Source organism: Spirochaetota bacterium, from assembly GCA_026415295.1.
Lineage (GTDB): Bacteria > Spirochaetota > JAAYUW01 > JAAYUW01 > JAOAHJ01 > JAOAHJ01.
This window is the reverse complement of sequence record JAOAHJ010000033.1, coordinates 34,513-50,922: the sequence shown is the minus strand read 5'-3', so window position 1 is coordinate 50,922 and position 16,410 is coordinate 34,513. Positions and strand designations below refer to the sequence as shown.

Below are 16,410 nucleotides of genomic sequence, written 5' to 3'. Positions count from 1 at the left end.
GGTGTATTTATAAGTGGAGATTATGCTTTTGTTTCTGATCAATCTTATGGAATACAAATAATAGATATTAATACACTTTCAATTGCTCAAATAATTCATTCATTTAACACCAATGGTTCTTCTTATAATTTATATTACATGAATAATTATTTTTATGTTGCAGATGGTTCTGAAGGATTGGTAATACTGGGACCATAAAATTAATTAGATTTTTTAATTAACTTTTTATAATTAATATTCTTATTATAGTAATTACTAAATTAAATTATCTATTTTAATTATTTATATGGGTTATCCTTTATAATAGGGATAACCCATTTTTAAAATTTTTTTTGAAAAAAGTTTAAAAATTTAAAAATTGTTCTATAATTTAAAATGAAATAATTGTTATTACATACATATAAAATTAAATAATTTTATTTATATCATTCAAAATAATCATTTTTTGTTTCAAAAAATATTCTTTTTAATTTTGTATCATTAAAGTTCCTTTTATTTTTTATTATATTATTTTTTATTTTCTATTTAATAAATTTTTTGAGCATTCTGGTTTTTATTTCTATAAATTTTTTAATAAAAAAGAGGAGGTTTTTTATGAAAAATATAGTTAAAATTCTTATTTTAGTTTTAGTTTTTATGTCTTTTTTTTCTATGGCTCTATGTAAAAAAGTAATTAAAGGAGAAGCTCCTATAGTTTCTATAGACCCTATTGGTAATATTGAGATTAAAGGGACATCCATAACAATTACTGGAACAATATATGACCCAGATAATGATGCAGTTAAAGTGGTTGGGTATATAGAACAGAAACCACAAAATCAAGCTGAAACCACAATGATTGCAACAGGAAGATATACTCTAGAAATACCATTAACAGGATTAAATGTAAATACACTATATACAGTTGTTGTGCAAGGTGTTGATTCACAGGGAAATAAAACAGTTCCAGCTCCATATATTACTTTTACTTATAAAGGAACACCGGCTAGTAATATAGTAGCAAATGCTGACTTTACACAAAGTGGTTGGAAAGATTTATATAGTAGCACTTATGATAATTCATCAATAGTTACTCAATATTTAAATAATAAAGACAGTGGAGATTATGTTCCAGAATGGATTTTTTTGGTGCCAGACCATTCAAATTTTTATAATCATAAAGTAAAAATTAATATTTCATCAGGTAGTATAAATTTTCAAGCAACTGTTAATTATGGTCAGGGAACAGAAATAAACATGTATCAACCTTTAAACTACTCTATTACTTCAAACACTAAAATAAAGATTGTTGTAAATATAAGTTCTATGGGAAATGGAAGTTTTCCATTTGCCCCTTACTATGAAAGAACTTTAAAATTAATATTAAAAATTGATAATACATATTATATTGCTGCAATACTTACAGATTCAAGTAATTCATGTTCTCATGATGGAAAAACAAACTTAATAAAAAATGTTCCAACTAGTCAAGATTATGAAAAAATTATATCAATAGTAGGTTTAACTGCATTAAATACAGAAGATTTTCCTGGTCAAATAACATTTGCAGCTGGTCAAACTATAAAAGAAATACGTTTAAAATTGCATACAAAAGGCTCATTCAATGTAACTTTAAAATACTTTGGTATTATAGAAAATTAGTTTAATAAGTTTTATTCTAAGTAATTAAAAAAAATTTATAAAAACCATTGATTATTAAATATTTTAAATTTAGTCAATAATTATTAATATAATTTAGGTGTAGTATTTTTTTTATTAAAAATTTAAGTTTTTTATAACTTGTTATCTTTAATTCAAATATCTTCAAATTTTTTTAATTTATCTTTATAGATGTGAGTTATTTTAAATCTTTTAAATAATTTTTAGTTTAAAATCTAATATTTAATTTTTTAATATTATTTAAATTAAATTTTTTTTATTAAACATTTGACAAAAAAAATATTAGTTTTAAAATATATTTGACCATATGGTCACTATAAGGTTATAAAATTTATAATTTTACAAAAAAGGTTCTGTTTGAGAAAAATTATTGATAAACTGAGTATATTAAAATCAGCAGTGGTTGAATTTTCTAAGAATGGTTTCTATAAAGCATCTACAAATAATATAGCTAAACTAAGTAGAGTTTCTAAAGGTTCTATATTTAAATATTTTAAATCAAAAAAAAATCTTTTTAAGCAAGTAATGAATTATTCTGTTGAGATATTTAAAAATGAGGTCTCAAATTTTGAAATAAAAAGCAATATTCCTAACGAAATAATATATGAAGCTATAAATTTTTTAAGAACTTTCTATAAAAAGTATCCTGATATATACCAATTTTATCTTAAATCTGTTTATTTTTTAGATATTCCCTCAAGAGAGAATATTAAAGAGGTTGTTAAAATATTTTCAGGTTCAATTACTTTAAAGATATTAAATAAACTTAGAGAAATTAACTTTATAGATATTTCTGATCAATTTGATGAAGAAATTTTAGTTAATTATTTAAACTCAATTATTTCAAGAATAGTTGAGACTGATTTTTTTGAAGTTAATGATATTTTTGAAAGTAGAAAAGCTTTTGATAAGCTTATTTTTTTTATCTTAAATGGTATTAAAAAGAAACAATAAAAGCTTATAAGTCTAATAAAAATAATTTTAGTTTGGAGGATTTATGAAAACTATAGCAGAATTAATTGATCTTTTTAAAGTAGAGGGGGACTTTCGAGCAGTAAAAGTTAAAGAACCTGAAAAAAAAGAGTATACTTTTAATCAACTTTTTGATGAAGTCATGAAGGTTTCATCATATTTAGTTTCTATTGGAGTTAAAAATGGCACAAAAGTTGCTATTTTTTCTGACAATAGAATAGAGTGGTTATTATCAGATTTGGGTTGTCAGTATATTGGAGCTATTGATGTTCCAAGAGGCAGCAATATCAGTGAAGGAGAAATAGAATATATTTTAAATCATTCAGAAATTAATTATATAATAATTGAGAATAAATATATTTATGAAAAAATAAAAAATTTAAAAAATAAAATACCTGTAGTTAAAAAATTAATAATAATCGATGAAATAGAAAATATTGATAATAGTTTTGATTATATATATTTTAAAGATCTATTAAATTTTAGCGAACAAAATCTTCAAAAATATTTACCACAAATAAATGATTGTAGAGAAAAGGTAAAACCTGAAGATTTAGCAACTATTATTTATACTTCGGGAACTACAGGAGTTCCTAAAGGTGTCATGTTAACTCATTATAATATAGCATCAGATGTAATAAGACTTCCTGATTATATTGGAGTTGAAAAGGGAGACTCAGCTTTAGCAATACTTCCAACATGGCATGTTTATGAAAGGACTGTCGAGTATATAATTTTATATTCAAAAGCTTCTATAATTTATTCAAAGCCATTTCCTTCAATTTTATTGAGAGATCTTGAAGAGGAAAACCCACAATTTTTGCCTTCTGTTCCAAGAGTTTGGGAAGGAGTATATGAAGGTATATTAAAGAATTTAATGAAAAAAGGGAAAATAACTTTTGCTCTTTTTAAGTTTTTTTATTTTTTTACAAAATTAAGATATTATGCATATGCTTCATTTAAAGGTTGGGTTCCAATTTTTTCATATAAAGATGAATATTTAAGAAAAGTCAAAATTCCATTTAATATTATAGCTTATATTTTATTAACACCTTTTTATTTTTTAGGCAATATTTTAATTTTTAAAAAAATAAAAGCTAAACTTGGAAAAAGGTTTAAAGCTGGTGTTTCTGGTGGAGGTGGTTTACCAAGAATAGTTGATGATTTTTTTAATGGAATTGGAATTACGCTTCTTGAAGGCTATGGTTTAACTGAAACAGCACCAGTTGTAACTGTTAGACATGTTAAACACCCTGTTATGCATACGATTGGTGATTTAATTCCTGATGTTGATATTCAGATAAGAGATCCTGAAAATAATGTATTAGGATTTGGAGAAAAAGGGATAATATGGATCAAAGGTCCTATTGTTATGAAAGGTTATTATAAAATGGAAGATAAAACTAAAGAGGTTATGGATGGTGAATGGTTTAATTCTGGTGATATAGGTATGATGGATATAAATAAAAGAGTAAAAATTACTGGTAGAGCTAAAAATACTATAGTTTTAAGAGGTGGTGAAAACATTGAACCTGAACCAATAGAGGAGAAATTGAAGGAATCAATTTTTATAAAGAATGTTGTCGTACTTGGTCAGGATAAAAGAAGATTAGGTGCTTTAATTATTCCTGATATTGATAATTTGACTAAACATTTTAATGTAACAGTTGATGAAAAATTTAATTTAACTGAATTTTTAAGCAGGCAAGAAGTTATAAATTTTTATAGAGATTTAATTGCAAATACAATTAATATTAAAAATGGATTTAAAAGATATGAAATAATAGGAAATTTCAAGTTTATTGAAAAAGATTTTGAGGCTGGAGTTGAGCTTACTCATACATTAAAAGTAAAAAGAAATGTTGTAGAAGAAAAGTACAGAAAATTAATCGAAGAACTTTTTGTTAATGATTAAAATAAGTTTATTTAAAGAAACATTTTATTTTAAATTGTTTTTTATTTAATATTTTTCATTATGTTGTATTATATAAACCATTAATATTTTTTGATTTTATTTTTTATCTTCTGATCATTGGATCTTTTTATTTTGATTAATTATTATAATAGAATAATAATAATCATAATAGTTATATATAATTAAATTATTTCATAAGTAAAAAATTTTATCATTTTAGAAAGGAAATTTTATATTTAGTAAATTTTGTTTATTTTAATTTGAGTTTAATTTTTATATTTTAAAAATATAAGTTTTGTTATTCCATATCTTCTTTCATCTATTTTTATAAGATTTTTATTTTCTAAGTTTAAATCTATCTTTTTAAAAATTTGAACTATTGCTGTACCATCTTCTTTTAGTGGCTTATATTCTATTAAACAGTTTAAAATGTCATCTTCAAAATTCTCAAAATATGGAGGAGAGAAAAATATATAATCAAACTTCTCTATGTTTATCTTAAAAAACTTTCTAAAATCGATGTTAAATATTTTATATAATGAACTATTATTTTCAGTAGATTCTGAATTTTTTAAATCTTTATTATTATCATATTTATTATTTCTCATTTTATTATAAATATCAAGAATGTTGTAACTTAAGTTTTTTTCATTTGGATGAAAAATATTATTAAGATTTCTTTTAATTGTGTTTGTTGCTATTCTATTAAGATCAACAAAAGTTACATATGAAGCACCTCTGGAAAGAGCTTCTATTCCAATTATTCCAGAACCAGCAAATACATCGAGAAAACTTTTACCTTCAATATTGTTTCCAATAATTGAAAATAAAGCTTCCCTTACTAGGTTTGTTGTTGGTCTAATATTTGTTTTTGGTATAAAAATTTTTCTTCCTTTATATTTTCCGGAAATTATATAAGAAAACATTTTCCCTTCTATTTTTTTATTTATTAAATAATTTTTAATATAATTTTTTTTATATGTTAAAAATATTATTTATTAAAAATTTATTAAAAATTATTATCTAAAATAAAATTTACATAATTTTTTTTTATTTTAAACAAATTTATTAAAAATAAAAATTGATAAAATTCTTTATTGAACTTTTTTAAATTTATATTATAAATATTATAATAATTTTTATAATTTAGTAGAATATTGCAAGAAAAAGAATATGAATAAATAAAAAAATTATAAAAAATAAATTTATAAAAAAAGAATTTTTATTTAAGATTGATTATTTGTTAATAAGTAATTTTTTAAAGAATTAAAATGTTTAATAATTTACTTTTTATTAAGTTAAAAACTCAATTAGCTAATAAATTTTTAATATTTTTAATTATCTTATCATTTTTATTATTTAATGAGATTTATTATTTGTTTTCAGAAAATTTTAAAGAAAAAATAAAAGTTGGAATTTATAATAATGAACCAAAAATATTTCTAGATTTAAGGGGAAAACCAGCTGGTATTTGGGTTGATTTAATAAATGAAATTGCCAAAATAAATAATTGGGATGTTGAATTCATTTTTGGTGATTGGCAAAAATGTTTAGATAATCTTCAAAATGAAGTTATCGATTTAATGCCTGATGTTGCTTATTCTGATGAAAGAGCTGAACTTTATAGTTTTAATAAAGTCCCTGTTTTATATTCTGTTTCTAAAATTTATTCAAATAATAAAATAAATTTAAAGAATCTATCAGATTTAAATGGTAAGAAGATAGCCGTTCTTAGTTCTTCTATTCAAGAAAAGAATTTAATATTATTAAAAGAGAATTTATTATTTAATTATGAAATTGTAAAAGTAAATTCTCTTAAAGATGGTTTTATTTTAACATATCAAGGTTTAACAGATTGTGTAATTGTTAATAATTTTTTTGGTAATTATTTCTTTAGAGAATATAACTTAAGGGCATCAAATATTGAGTTATTTCCAGTTGAACTTTTCTTTATAACAAAAAAAGGCAAAAATTTGCAATATTTGGATTCCATTGATATTGTATTGGAAAAATTAAAAAAAGATAAAAATTCTACATATTATAGAATTTTAAAAAAATGGGAGGTATCTTATAAAAGCAAAGTTGAGATATTACTAAAATATATAACTATTTTTTCAATAGTATTTTTTTCTATTTTAATATTTTTCTTTTTTTTAATGAGAAGAAATATTGTTAGAATGAAAAATAAAATGGAAAATGATTACAAGAGATTTCATAATAGAGAAAGGTTTTTAATAGAAAGTTTAAATAAAAAAGTTGATGAACTTGATTTTTTATACAAATTATCTACTATAATAAATTTTTACCTATTAGATTCCAATTTTTTTTCTAATGTATTGACCATGATAATTGAATATTTAAAAATAAATGGGGCAATTATATTTTTAACTGAGAATGAAAATCTTATTGTAAAAGAAATTCAACCTGAAGATTTAAAACTAAAATGGAATCCTAAACATATTCATAATATTGGAGAATGTGTTTGTGGAAATGTTTTAAAAGAAAAAAAATCATTATTTATAAGAAATTTAAAATATGAAAAATTAGTTACAAGGGATGAGTGTATTGATGCTGGATTTGAATCAATTGCAGTTATTCCACTTATGTATTTATCAAATTTAACAGGTATTTTACTTTTAGCTTCATTTACTGAAAAGAATTTTTTTGAAAATAAAAACCTAATAGAAACAATTGCATCAAATTTAGCTGTTTCATTAAATAATTTAATATTACATTCCAAAATTTTGTTACATTCCAAGGAACTTGAACATATAGTAAATGAAAGAACAAAAGAGTTAGAAGAAGCTCTTGAAAAAGCTCAATTTGCTGATAAAATGAAAAGTACTTTTTTAGCAACTATGTCTCATGAATTAAGAACACCTCTAAATTCAATTATTGGATTTACAGGAATTCTTCTTCAGGAACTTCCAGGTAAATTAAATGATGAACAAAAGAAACAACTTACTATGGTAAAAAAAAGCTCACAACATTTACTTGACCTTATAAATGATGTTTTAGATCTTTCAAAAATTGAAGCAGGTGAATTTAAATTAGTTTATGAAAAGTTTGAACTTTTACCATTTTTAGAGGATATTTTTAACTCTTTAATGCCACAAATTCAAAAAAAAGGCTTAGGCTTTGACTTTTTTATTGATGAAAGTCTAATTTTTGTAAATACAGATAAAAGAAGATTAAAACAAATTATAATAAATCTTCTTAGTAATGCTATTAAATTTACAAATGTTGGTAAAATTTCTTTTACTTGTAAAAAAAATGATAAAAATTTAGTATTCTCTATAGCTGATACAGGTATTGGTATCAAAGATGAAGATAAAGTTTATCTTTTTAAACCTTTTTTACAAGTTGATCAAGGTTTAAGTAGAAATTATGAAGGAACAGGACTTGGATTATCTGTATGTAAAAAATTAGTTGAACTTTTAGGGGGTAAAATATGTTTTGAAAGTGAATTTGGAAAAGGATCAACATTTATTTTTACAATACCTTATGAAGATATTTAAAAAGATTAGATAAATAAAAAGTTAAGAAGGTAGTAATGGCTTTAATATTTATAATAGAAGATAATGAACAAAACCTATATCTTATAAAGTATCTTTTAGAAAAGAATGGATTTGATGTTGATTATGCAAATAATGGATTTATTGCTTTGGAAAAGCTTAAAGAGATAAAACCTGAAATTATATTACTTGACATACAACTTCCATATATAGATGGGTATAATTTGGCAAAGAAAATAAAAAATATTGAATCATTAAAAAATATACCTATTATAGCAGTAACCTCTTATGCTATGCCAGGTGATAAAGAAAAAGCTTTTGAATCAGGTTGTATTGGTTATATAGAAAAACCTATAAATCCAGATACATTTATTGATGAAATAAAAAAATTTATAAAAATAAATTAAAAAATTTTTTAAAATTAATTAATTTTTAACTATTTTATATTTAGGATAAATTTATGGTAAATATTCTTATAGTTGATGATTATGAAGAAAATCGTTATTTATTGAGAACTTACCTTGAATCTGATGGATATTGTGTATTTGAAGCAAGAAATGGTGTTGAAGCTTTACAAATATTAAAAGGAAAAGTTATTAATTTAATCATATCGGATGTTTTAATGCCTCAGATGGATGGTTTTACATTATGTAAAGTAGTTAAAGAAGATGAAAAATTAAAAAATATTCCTTTTGTATTTTATACGGCTACATATACGGATGAAGAGGATATAAATTTAGGATTAAATAGCGGGGCAAGCAGATACATATTAAAACCGAAAGAAAAGGAAGAGTTTAATAAACTTATAAAAGAAGTTTTAGATGAATATGGTAAAGGAGCTTTAAAAGTTGAACATCAAAAAGTAGAAAATGAGTTAAACTACTATAAATTGTATAATGATGTGCTTGTAAAAAAACTTGAGAGTAAAATGCTTCAACTAGAAGATGCAAATAAAAAGTTAAAAGAGGAAATTTTAGCTAAGGAAAAAGCTCAAAATGAAGCATATGAAAACTTTCTTTATTTAAATAATATGATAGATATTATGCCAAATCCAATAGTAATTCTAAATGATAACTATTTAATAAAGAAAGCAAATTTGATTTTCAAAGAATTGTTTAATTCTAAAGAAGATATTGAAAATAAAAACTTTTTTGAAATAAAAAATAGAATTTTTGAAAAAACAGATTTAAAAGATATATTAAGTGATATTTTAATTAATAATTATGAAATAAATAATTATGAAATTTTTATTGAAGATTCCAATAATAATAGAAGATTTTTTAATGTTAGGATAAAATTAATTGTCTTAAAAGATAACTTTACCAAAGAATTTATTATTGTGTTTGAGGATCAAACAGAGTTAAAAAATCTAATTTACCAAAGAGAGATAATGTATAAAGAAATTTTGCATTCTCAAAGAATAGATTCTATTGGAAAATTTGCAGGTGGAATTGCTCATGATTTTAATAATATATTAACCATTATAATTAATTGTAGTCAGAATCTTATAGATTCTTTAGATAGGAATAATCCTTTATTTGAGGAAGCTAAAAATATCTATGATGCTTCGATTAATGGTTCTAAACTTGTTAAAAAGATTTTGGATTTTAGCAAAAAAAAGCATTCTTCTCCTGAAGTTATTGATGTACATAAAGAGTTTGATGAAGCTAATAAGTTATTAAAAAAGCTAGTAGGAGAAAATATAGATATTATTTATAAACTTTGTGCAGAAAAAACTAAGATATATATTGATCTTATAAATTTTGAACAAATTTTAATAAATTTATGCTCAAATGCTAAGGATGCTATGGAAAATGGAGGTATAATAAAAATAGAGACCAATAATATTAAATTTAGAGAAAATAATGAAAAAAGTATATTACCAGGAGAGTATTTAGAAATAAAATTTTCAGATAATGGCTCAGGCATTGAGGAAGAGTTTTTACCAATGATATTTGATCCATTCTTTACAAGAAAGAAAGATAAAGAAGGTACAGGTCTTGGTTTGTTTCTTGTTTCTAATATTATTAAAGAGTCAAATGGTTATATTTTTGTTTCTTCAGAAATAAATAAAGGAACTGAATTTATAATATTATTTCCAATAATAGAAGAAAAACCTTTAGATAGCACATTAAAAATTGAAGAAAATAAAGATAATAAATTTTTAAAATTAAATAGAGTTATATTGGTTGAAGATGATTATTATGTCTCGTTAACAATAGAAAGAATGTTAAGAAAATTTAATGTTCTTATAAAAAAAGCAAAAAATGCAAAAGAAGTTTTTAGAATAATTGAAGAAGAAAATTTTATACCAGATCTTATTATAGTTGATTTCTTACTTGAAGATATGTCTGCTGATATATTAATTAAACTTTTAAGAAAAAGATTTAAAAATATTAAAGAATTAATCATTTCTGGTTTTTCATTTGAGGACCTTTTAAGAAAAAATATTGAAATAAGAGAAATGAATTTTTTACAAAAACCTTTTAATATAGAACAGTTAAGAAATAAAATAAACGAATTATTTTCTTAATTATTCTTCTCAAATTATTGACAAATATCTTTATTTATCTATTCTTTTCTAAATTATTCTTTTTTGAATTTTAATTTTTTATAAGAATTAAAAAAATAAATTAATAAATTTTTTAATATTCTTTTTAAAAAAAATAAAAATCTAATTTTTAAATGAAGAATTTAATAGTTAAAAATATAAAAGGAAATTTAAAAAAGCATGATTTTTTTACAATTGAACTTAAAAACTTTTATCCTTTAAATTACACGAAAAGAAAAGAAAAATATAATTTTGATCTTTATTTTATAATTCCTGAAAATCTTTTTATAATTCCACCATTTTTTGAATTAAATGATTTTTATAAAAGTTTTAAAAATTATTTTAGATTTAAAACTCCAATTCTATCGTCAAATCAAATTGTAAATAAACTTAAAGAAATAAAAAACAAAATAGAATTATATAATACAAAAAATAAAAGTTCACAGCAACAAATAAATGATATAAAAAAGGTAAAAGATGATTTTAAGATAATTGTTTTATCTTTTTGTGTTTTAATAAAAAATAAAATTTCAAGCTTAAAAAATATAAAAGATATAAAGATTATTTCAAAAAGGTTTCATATTTTTAATAAAAAAATAAAAAATGTTTTAATTAATTTAAATTCTATAAGATTAATAAATGATAAAAAAAGCATAAAGGATTTAGAACAATCGATTCTTGACTCTATCGAATATATCTTAATTTATATTGAAAAATTTTACATTAAGTTATTAGAAATTATTCTAAAAGATTTTAATGGTGCTTATTCAAAAATATATAAAAATGATAAGTTATATTATAATAATGAAAAAAAATTTGAAAAAAAAACTTTAATAATACTTGAAAAAGAAATTATTAAAAATGTTAAAAAATTAAATAAATTTCGTTTAGAATTAGGAATTCCGGTTTTTTCAAAAAAGAATTCTTTAATAAATTCAGCTAATTTTTTAAATAGAAAAGCTAAATTAAAAAAAATTTTTAGTTCTATATTATTTCTTGATATTAAAAGAGCTAGTGCTTCATTTGCATTAGAACAGATTATTTTTTCTATTGCTGCTGGATTTTCTATGCTACTTGCAACAATTTTTACAATTTATTCTCAAAATAAATTTGGTTATCCAGCATCAATAAGCTTAAATTTTACTTCAATAATTTTATTAATTATAGTTCTTATTTATATTATGAAAGATAGACTGAAAGATTTTCTTAAATTTTATTTGCTTGTTAAATTAAAAAAATATATTTATAATTACAATATTAATATTGTAGATAACAATAAAAAGATCATAGCCAAGATGAAAGAAGGAATTTGGTTTTTTAAAAGTTCTCAGATTAATAAAAAAAGAATTAAACTTTACAATTTTTTAAAGACAAGTTTTATGAATCAAAGTGATTTTGATATTATTCACTATAGGAAAGTAATAAAAATAAGAAATAAATTAATTAAAAATTTTTTGCAATATTATGAAATTAAAGGTATTGATGATATTATTAGGTTTTCATTTCAGAATTTTACTTCAAAAATGGATGATCCTGAAAAAGATATTTTAATATTGAATGAAATAAATAAGCTTGAGAAAGTTAAAACTTTAAAAACATACTTTATCTATCTAGTAGTAAATTATACTTATAAAAAAAGTTCTGAAACTGATTATTATTCAATTGAAATTAATAGAAATGGTATTGTAGAAATAAAAAAATTGAAAATATAAAAATAATAATTAAAATAAGCTTAAAGAAATATATACAAAAAAAAATTAAAAATAAACTTTATTTTGAATTTAAAAAATATTTAAAAAGGAGCAAAATTATGAATGGTTTTTTTAATATACCACATCCCAAAAATGAACCTGTTTTTTCATATAAACCAGGTTCTCTAGAGAGAAAAGAATTAAAAGACAAATTAAATTTTCTAAAATCGATGCAAATTGAGATACCACTTATTATAGGTGGAAAAGAAATTAGAACTGGTGTAACTGGAAATTGTATAATTCCTCATAACAAAAATCATATACTTGGTAAATATCATAAAGCTACAGAAAAAGAATTAAAAATGGCTATGGAAAGTGCAAAAGAAGCTTGGAAATATTGGGCAAATATTGAATGGGATGAAAGAGTTTCTGTTTTTATTAAAGCAGCAGAGCTTCTTTCAACTGAGTATAGAAGTTTGTTAAATGCTTGTGCTATGTTAGATTTATCTAAAACATGTTATCAAGCAGAGATAGATTCTGCATGTGAACTTATAGATTTTTTTAGATACAATTCATATTTTGCACAAGAAATATATAAAAATCAACCTGAAAGTGTTTATGGTGTTTGGAATAGAGTTGAATATAGACCAATTGAAGGGTTTATTTTTGCTGTAACACCGTTTAATTTTGCTTCAATTGCGGGAAATTTACCATCCTCTCCTGCCATTATGGGAAATGTTGTTTTATGGAAACCTGCTTCTTCAGCTGTTTATACTGCTTATCATATAATGAAGCTTTTGCAAAAAGCAGGTTTACCTGATGGGGTTATTAATTTTGTACCTTGTGATGGAAAAGTTGCTTCTGAAGTTATTTTTAATAGTGAAGATTTTTCAGGTATTCATTTTACTGGGTCAACTGAAACATTTAACTCTATTTGGAAAACAATAGCGAATAATTTGAATACTTATAAAAATTACCCAAGAATTGTAGGTGAAACAGGAGGTAAAGATTTTGTTTTTGTTCATTCATCAGCATCAATTCTTGAAACAGCTGTGGCATTGATTAGAGGAGCATATGAATATCAAGGACAAAAGTGTTCTGCAGCCTCGAGAGCTTATATCCCTAAAAGTTTGTGGCCAGATTTAAAAGAAATTTTAATTGATATGATTTCGTCTATAAGAATGGGTGATGTTGAAGATTTTAGGAACTTTATGAGTGCTGTTATAGATGAAAGTTCTTTTAATAAAATAAAATCCTACATAGATTATGCAAAATATTCAAAAAATGATCAGATCTTGATAGGGGGAGATTGTGATAATTCAAAAGGATATTTTATAAAACCTACTTTAATTCAAACAACTGACCCATACTCAAAGTTAATGATAGAAGAGATATTTGGACCAGTTTTAACTGTTTATGTTTATGATGATAATAAATATGAGGAAACTCTTGAAATATGTAATAATACATCTTGCTATGGATTAACAGGGTCTATATTTGCAGAAGATAGAAAAGCGATTCAAATTGCAAATAATATTTTAAGATATGCAGCAGGAAACTTTTATATAAATGATAAGCCTACAGGAGCAATTGTAAATCAACAACCATTCGGTGGTGGTAGAAAATCTGGAACAAATGATAAAGCAGGATCATATTTAAATTTATTAAGATGGGTTTCTACTAGATCTATAAAAGAAAATTTTATACCACCTAAGGATTATAGATATCCATTTATGGAAAGTGAATAAATAAAAATAAATACAAAAAGAGTTATTATGAATATTCTTTTCTTAAGCGAAGTATATGGTTTTGATTTTGACAAATTAAAAGAGCATAAAATTTTTTTGTATTATAAAGATTTCAAAGGTATTCCAATTGAAGATATAATTGAAAATTATGACATCCTAATTGTAAGGCATAAGGATAAAGTAGATAAAAGTTTAATTAAAAAAGCAAAAAACTTGAAAATGATAATTTCCTGTGATGTTGAAAACGACAATATTGATATTGATTTTGCAGAACATAATAATATTTCAGTTATGAGTATTCCAGAAGCTCATAGTATTTCAGTTGCGGAACTTACAATTGGACTTATGCTTAATCTTTCAAGAAATTTGTGTTTTTATAATTTTAAATATAAAAATAATTTTAATCTTTCAAAAGACTATTTGGGTAATGAATTGTCTGGAAAGACTCTTGGGATTATTGGTTTTGGAAGAGTAGGAAGGGAAGTTGCAAAAAGAGCTCTATCTTTTAATATGAATGTAATTGCATATGATAAGTTTTTAAAAAGTTTAAGTTTACAAGAAGTTAAAATGGTTTCTTTGGATGACTTATTAATGTCTTCAGATATAATAACTCTTCATATTCCCCTTATAAAAGAAGATAAATTTATTATTGGAAAAGAAGAGTTTGATAAAATGAAAAGTGGGGTTTTAATTATTAATGCTTCAAGATCTGGTTTAATTGATATGGATATTTTAATAAATAAACTTATAAATGGCTTTGTTGGTGGTATTGCATTAGATTCTGTTGAGTCTAAAAGATATGTTGATATGATAAATGGTTTATCTGATTTACAACATAAAATTTTATTAACACCTCATATTGGGGCTTTAACTTATGAAGCAGAAAAAAGAATAGGGGATTATATTGTTAAAATTATAAAAGGATTTGAACATAAATAAATTTTTTTTAAGTTTTGATTAACTTCATTTTTAAAATAAGACATATAACAAAAATATATTTAAGAGTTACATTTTTGAAAATAAAACTGTAATAAATCTTTATATAAAAATTAAAGGTTATAAGAGCAAATAATTATGGATAAAAAAGAGATTAATAATAAAAATAATAAAATTGAGGAGTATTTTTTTGATTTACTTGTATCAATAAGAAGGTCTTTACATAGAATACCTGAACCATCTTTAAAAGAGTTTAATACGGCAAATTATATAATAAGTATTTTGGAAGAAAATAAGATAGAGTATAGAAGAATTTCAGAAACTGGTATAATTGCTTATATTGAAGGAAATAATAAAGAGCCTCTTTTATGCTTTAGAGCTGATATGGATGCACTACCAATAAAAGAGGAAACAAATTTGGATTTTACTTCAAAAAATGATGGATATATGCATGCATGTGGCCATGATTTTCATATGTCTATTATTTTGAATCTTGCAATATATTTTAAAAACCACAAACCTGATAGTTCTCTTTTGTTTATCTTTCAACCAGGAGAGGAAGGTAGTGGTGGTGCTCAACTAATGCTTAATTGTGGATTGTGGGAAATTTTTGGAAAACCTGAAGCTATCTTTGGTTTTCATGTATGGCCTTCACTTGAAACCGGTTATGTTGCATTTTGTGAGGGAGAGGCTTGGGCTGGTTCTGTAGAATTTTTGATTAAATTAAAAGGGAAAGGTGGACATGGTGCTTATCCTCATGAAACTTCAGATCTTGTATCTATATTTTCAGATTGGTATTTGCAAGTCCAAAATTTTATAACTAGGAAAATAGAAGCTGATGAACTTGCTCTAATTACTTGTGGGAAGATTAGTGGTGCAAATAAATCCAATATTATTCCTTCGGTCCTTGAAATAGGTGGAACTTTAAGATATTTTAAGGATGAGATAAAAGAAAGAATATTAATATTTTCAAAAGAATATTTAGAAAATCTTTCAAAATTGTATGGAGCAGAATCTGATTTTTTAATTCTTTCAGATTATATTCCTATTGTTAATGATTTTTTACTTTCAAAAAAATTAATGGATTTTCTAAATAATAAAAAAAATATAAAGTTCTATAATTTAAATAGATTAAATTTACCAAAAGTAAAATTAACCAAAAAAGTAATGGTTGCTGATGATATATCATATTTTATTAGAGATATTGGAAAAGGTATTTACTTTTTTCTTGGTGTTAAAAATCCTGGGTTAAGTATTCTACAATCTTTACATACAAAAGATTTTAATCCTGATGAAAGTGCATTAAAATATGGATTTGAGTTTTTTAAATTTTTAGTTGATCATTATAATATTATTTTTTAGTAAATTATTTTAATCATAATTTTTTTTAATAATTAAAGTTTTATATGTCTTTGTATATAAT

General features: G+C 22.6%; 12 protein-coding genes. 11 read left to right on the top strand and 1 reads right to left on the bottom strand.

The annotated features are described in order from the left end of the window. The 4 genes from N3A58_08225 to N3A58_08210 all read left to right on the top strand — a co-directional run. Window positions 1-198: hypothetical protein (locus tag N3A58_08225; protein ID MCX8059385.1), on the top strand; the 198-nt coding region annotated here is incomplete at its 5' end. Between the two features lie 396 nt (window positions 199-594). Further along, a complete protein-coding gene (locus N3A58_08220) occupies window positions 595-1,641 on the top strand; it encodes a fibronectin type III domain-containing protein (protein MCX8059384.1) in 1,047 nt (348 codons plus the stop codon). Between the two features lie 375 nt (window positions 1,642-2,016). Further along, window positions 2,017-2,613: a TetR/AcrR family transcriptional regulator gene (locus N3A58_08215; protein ID MCX8059383.1), complete on the top strand. Its 597-nt coding sequence runs from the start codon at window positions 2,017-2,019 to the stop codon at window positions 2,611-2,613. 43 nt (window positions 2,614-2,656) lie between these two features. Next, on the top strand, window positions 2,657-4,546 hold the full coding sequence (locus tag N3A58_08210) for an AMP-binding protein (GenBank protein MCX8059382.1): 1,890 nt from the start codon (window positions 2,657-2,659) through the stop codon (window positions 4,544-4,546). 266 nt (window positions 4,547-4,812) lie between these two features. On the opposite strand, the gene N3A58_08205 is transcribed toward N3A58_08210, so the two are convergent. Next, window positions 4,813-5,472 carry an RsmD family RNA methyltransferase gene (locus N3A58_08205; GenBank protein MCX8059381.1) on the bottom strand — a complete coding sequence of 220 codons (660 nt, stop codon included), beginning with the start codon at window positions 5,470-5,472 and terminating at the stop codon, window positions 4,813-4,815. 345 nt (window positions 5,473-5,817) lie between these two features. On the opposite strand from N3A58_08205, the gene N3A58_08200 reads away from it, so the two are divergent. The 7 genes from N3A58_08200 to N3A58_08170 all read left to right on the top strand — a co-directional run bounded on the left by N3A58_08200 (window position 5,818) and on the right by N3A58_08170 (window position 16,349). Next, window positions 5,818-8,064 (top strand): ATP-binding protein, encoded by a 2,247-nt coding sequence (locus N3A58_08200; protein ID MCX8059380.1) that lies wholly within the window; start codon window positions 5,818-5,820, stop codon window positions 8,062-8,064. A 35-nt stretch (window positions 8,065-8,099) separates the two neighbouring features. Further along, window positions 8,100-8,468, top strand: coding sequence for a response regulator (locus tag N3A58_08195; GenBank protein MCX8059379.1), 369 nt, complete (start codon window positions 8,100-8,102; stop codon window positions 8,466-8,468). 53 nt (window positions 8,469-8,521) lie between these two features. Beyond that, window positions 8,522-10,594: a response regulator gene (locus N3A58_08190; GenBank protein MCX8059378.1), complete on the top strand. Its 2,073-nt coding sequence runs from the start codon at window positions 8,522-8,524 to the stop codon at window positions 10,592-10,594. Window positions 10,595-10,746: 152 nt separating this feature from the next. Continuing rightward, window positions 10,747-12,324 carry a hypothetical protein gene (locus N3A58_08185; protein ID MCX8059377.1) on the top strand — a complete coding sequence of 526 codons (1,578 nt, stop codon included), beginning with the start codon at window positions 10,747-10,749 and terminating at the stop codon, window positions 12,322-12,324. 98 nt (window positions 12,325-12,422) lie between these two features. Continuing rightward, window positions 12,423-14,051, top strand: coding sequence for an L-glutamate gamma-semialdehyde dehydrogenase (pruA, locus tag N3A58_08180; protein ID MCX8059376.1), 1,629 nt, complete (start codon window positions 12,423-12,425; stop codon window positions 14,049-14,051). Window positions 14,052-14,078: 27 nt separating this feature from the next. After that, window positions 14,079-14,990 carry a 3-phosphoglycerate dehydrogenase gene (locus N3A58_08175; protein ID MCX8059375.1) on the top strand — a complete coding sequence of 304 codons (912 nt, stop codon included), beginning with the start codon at window positions 14,079-14,081 and terminating at the stop codon, window positions 14,988-14,990. A 135-nt stretch (window positions 14,991-15,125) separates the two neighbouring features. After that, the gene (locus tag N3A58_08170) at window positions 15,126-16,349 is read left to right on the top strand and encodes an amidohydrolase (GenBank protein MCX8059374.1); all 1,224 of its coding nucleotides are present in this window, start codon (window positions 15,126-15,128) and stop codon (window positions 16,347-16,349) included. Window positions 16,350-16,410: the final 61 nt, after the last annotated feature.

Excerpts from the sequence above, each read along its gene's own strand:
- N3A58_08220 (MCX8059384.1), top strand. The coding sequence starts at position 595 with ATGAAAAATATAGTTAAAATTCTTATTTTAGTTTTAGTTTTTATGTCT.
- N3A58_08195 (MCX8059379.1), top strand. The coding sequence starts at position 8,100 with ATGGCTTTAATATTTATAATAGAAGATAATGAACAAAACCTATATCTT.
- pruA (MCX8059376.1), top strand. The coding sequence starts at position 12,423 with ATGAATGGTTTTTTTAATATACCACATCCCAAAAATGAACCTGTTTTT.
- N3A58_08170 (MCX8059374.1), top strand. The coding sequence starts at position 15,126 with ATGGATAAAAAAGAGATTAATAATAAAAATAATAAAATTGAGGAGTAT.
- N3A58_08210 (MCX8059382.1), top strand. The coding sequence starts at position 2,657 with ATGAAAACTATAGCAGAATTAATTGATCTTTTTAAAGTAGAGGGGGAC.
- N3A58_08200 (MCX8059380.1), top strand. The coding sequence starts at position 5,818 with ATGTTTAATAATTTACTTTTTATTAAGTTAAAAACTCAATTAGCTAAT.
- N3A58_08175 (MCX8059375.1), top strand. The coding sequence starts at position 14,079 with ATGAATATTCTTTTCTTAAGCGAAGTATATGGTTTTGATTTTGACAAA.
- N3A58_08205 (MCX8059381.1), bottom strand. The coding sequence starts at position 5,472 with ATGTTTTCTTATATAATTTCCGGAAAATATAAAGGAAGAAAAATTTTT.
- N3A58_08185 (MCX8059377.1), top strand. The coding sequence starts at position 10,747 with ATGAAGAATTTAATAGTTAAAAATATAAAAGGAAATTTAAAAAAGCAT.
- N3A58_08190 (MCX8059378.1), top strand. The coding sequence starts at position 8,522 with ATGGTAAATATTCTTATAGTTGATGATTATGAAGAAAATCGTTATTTA.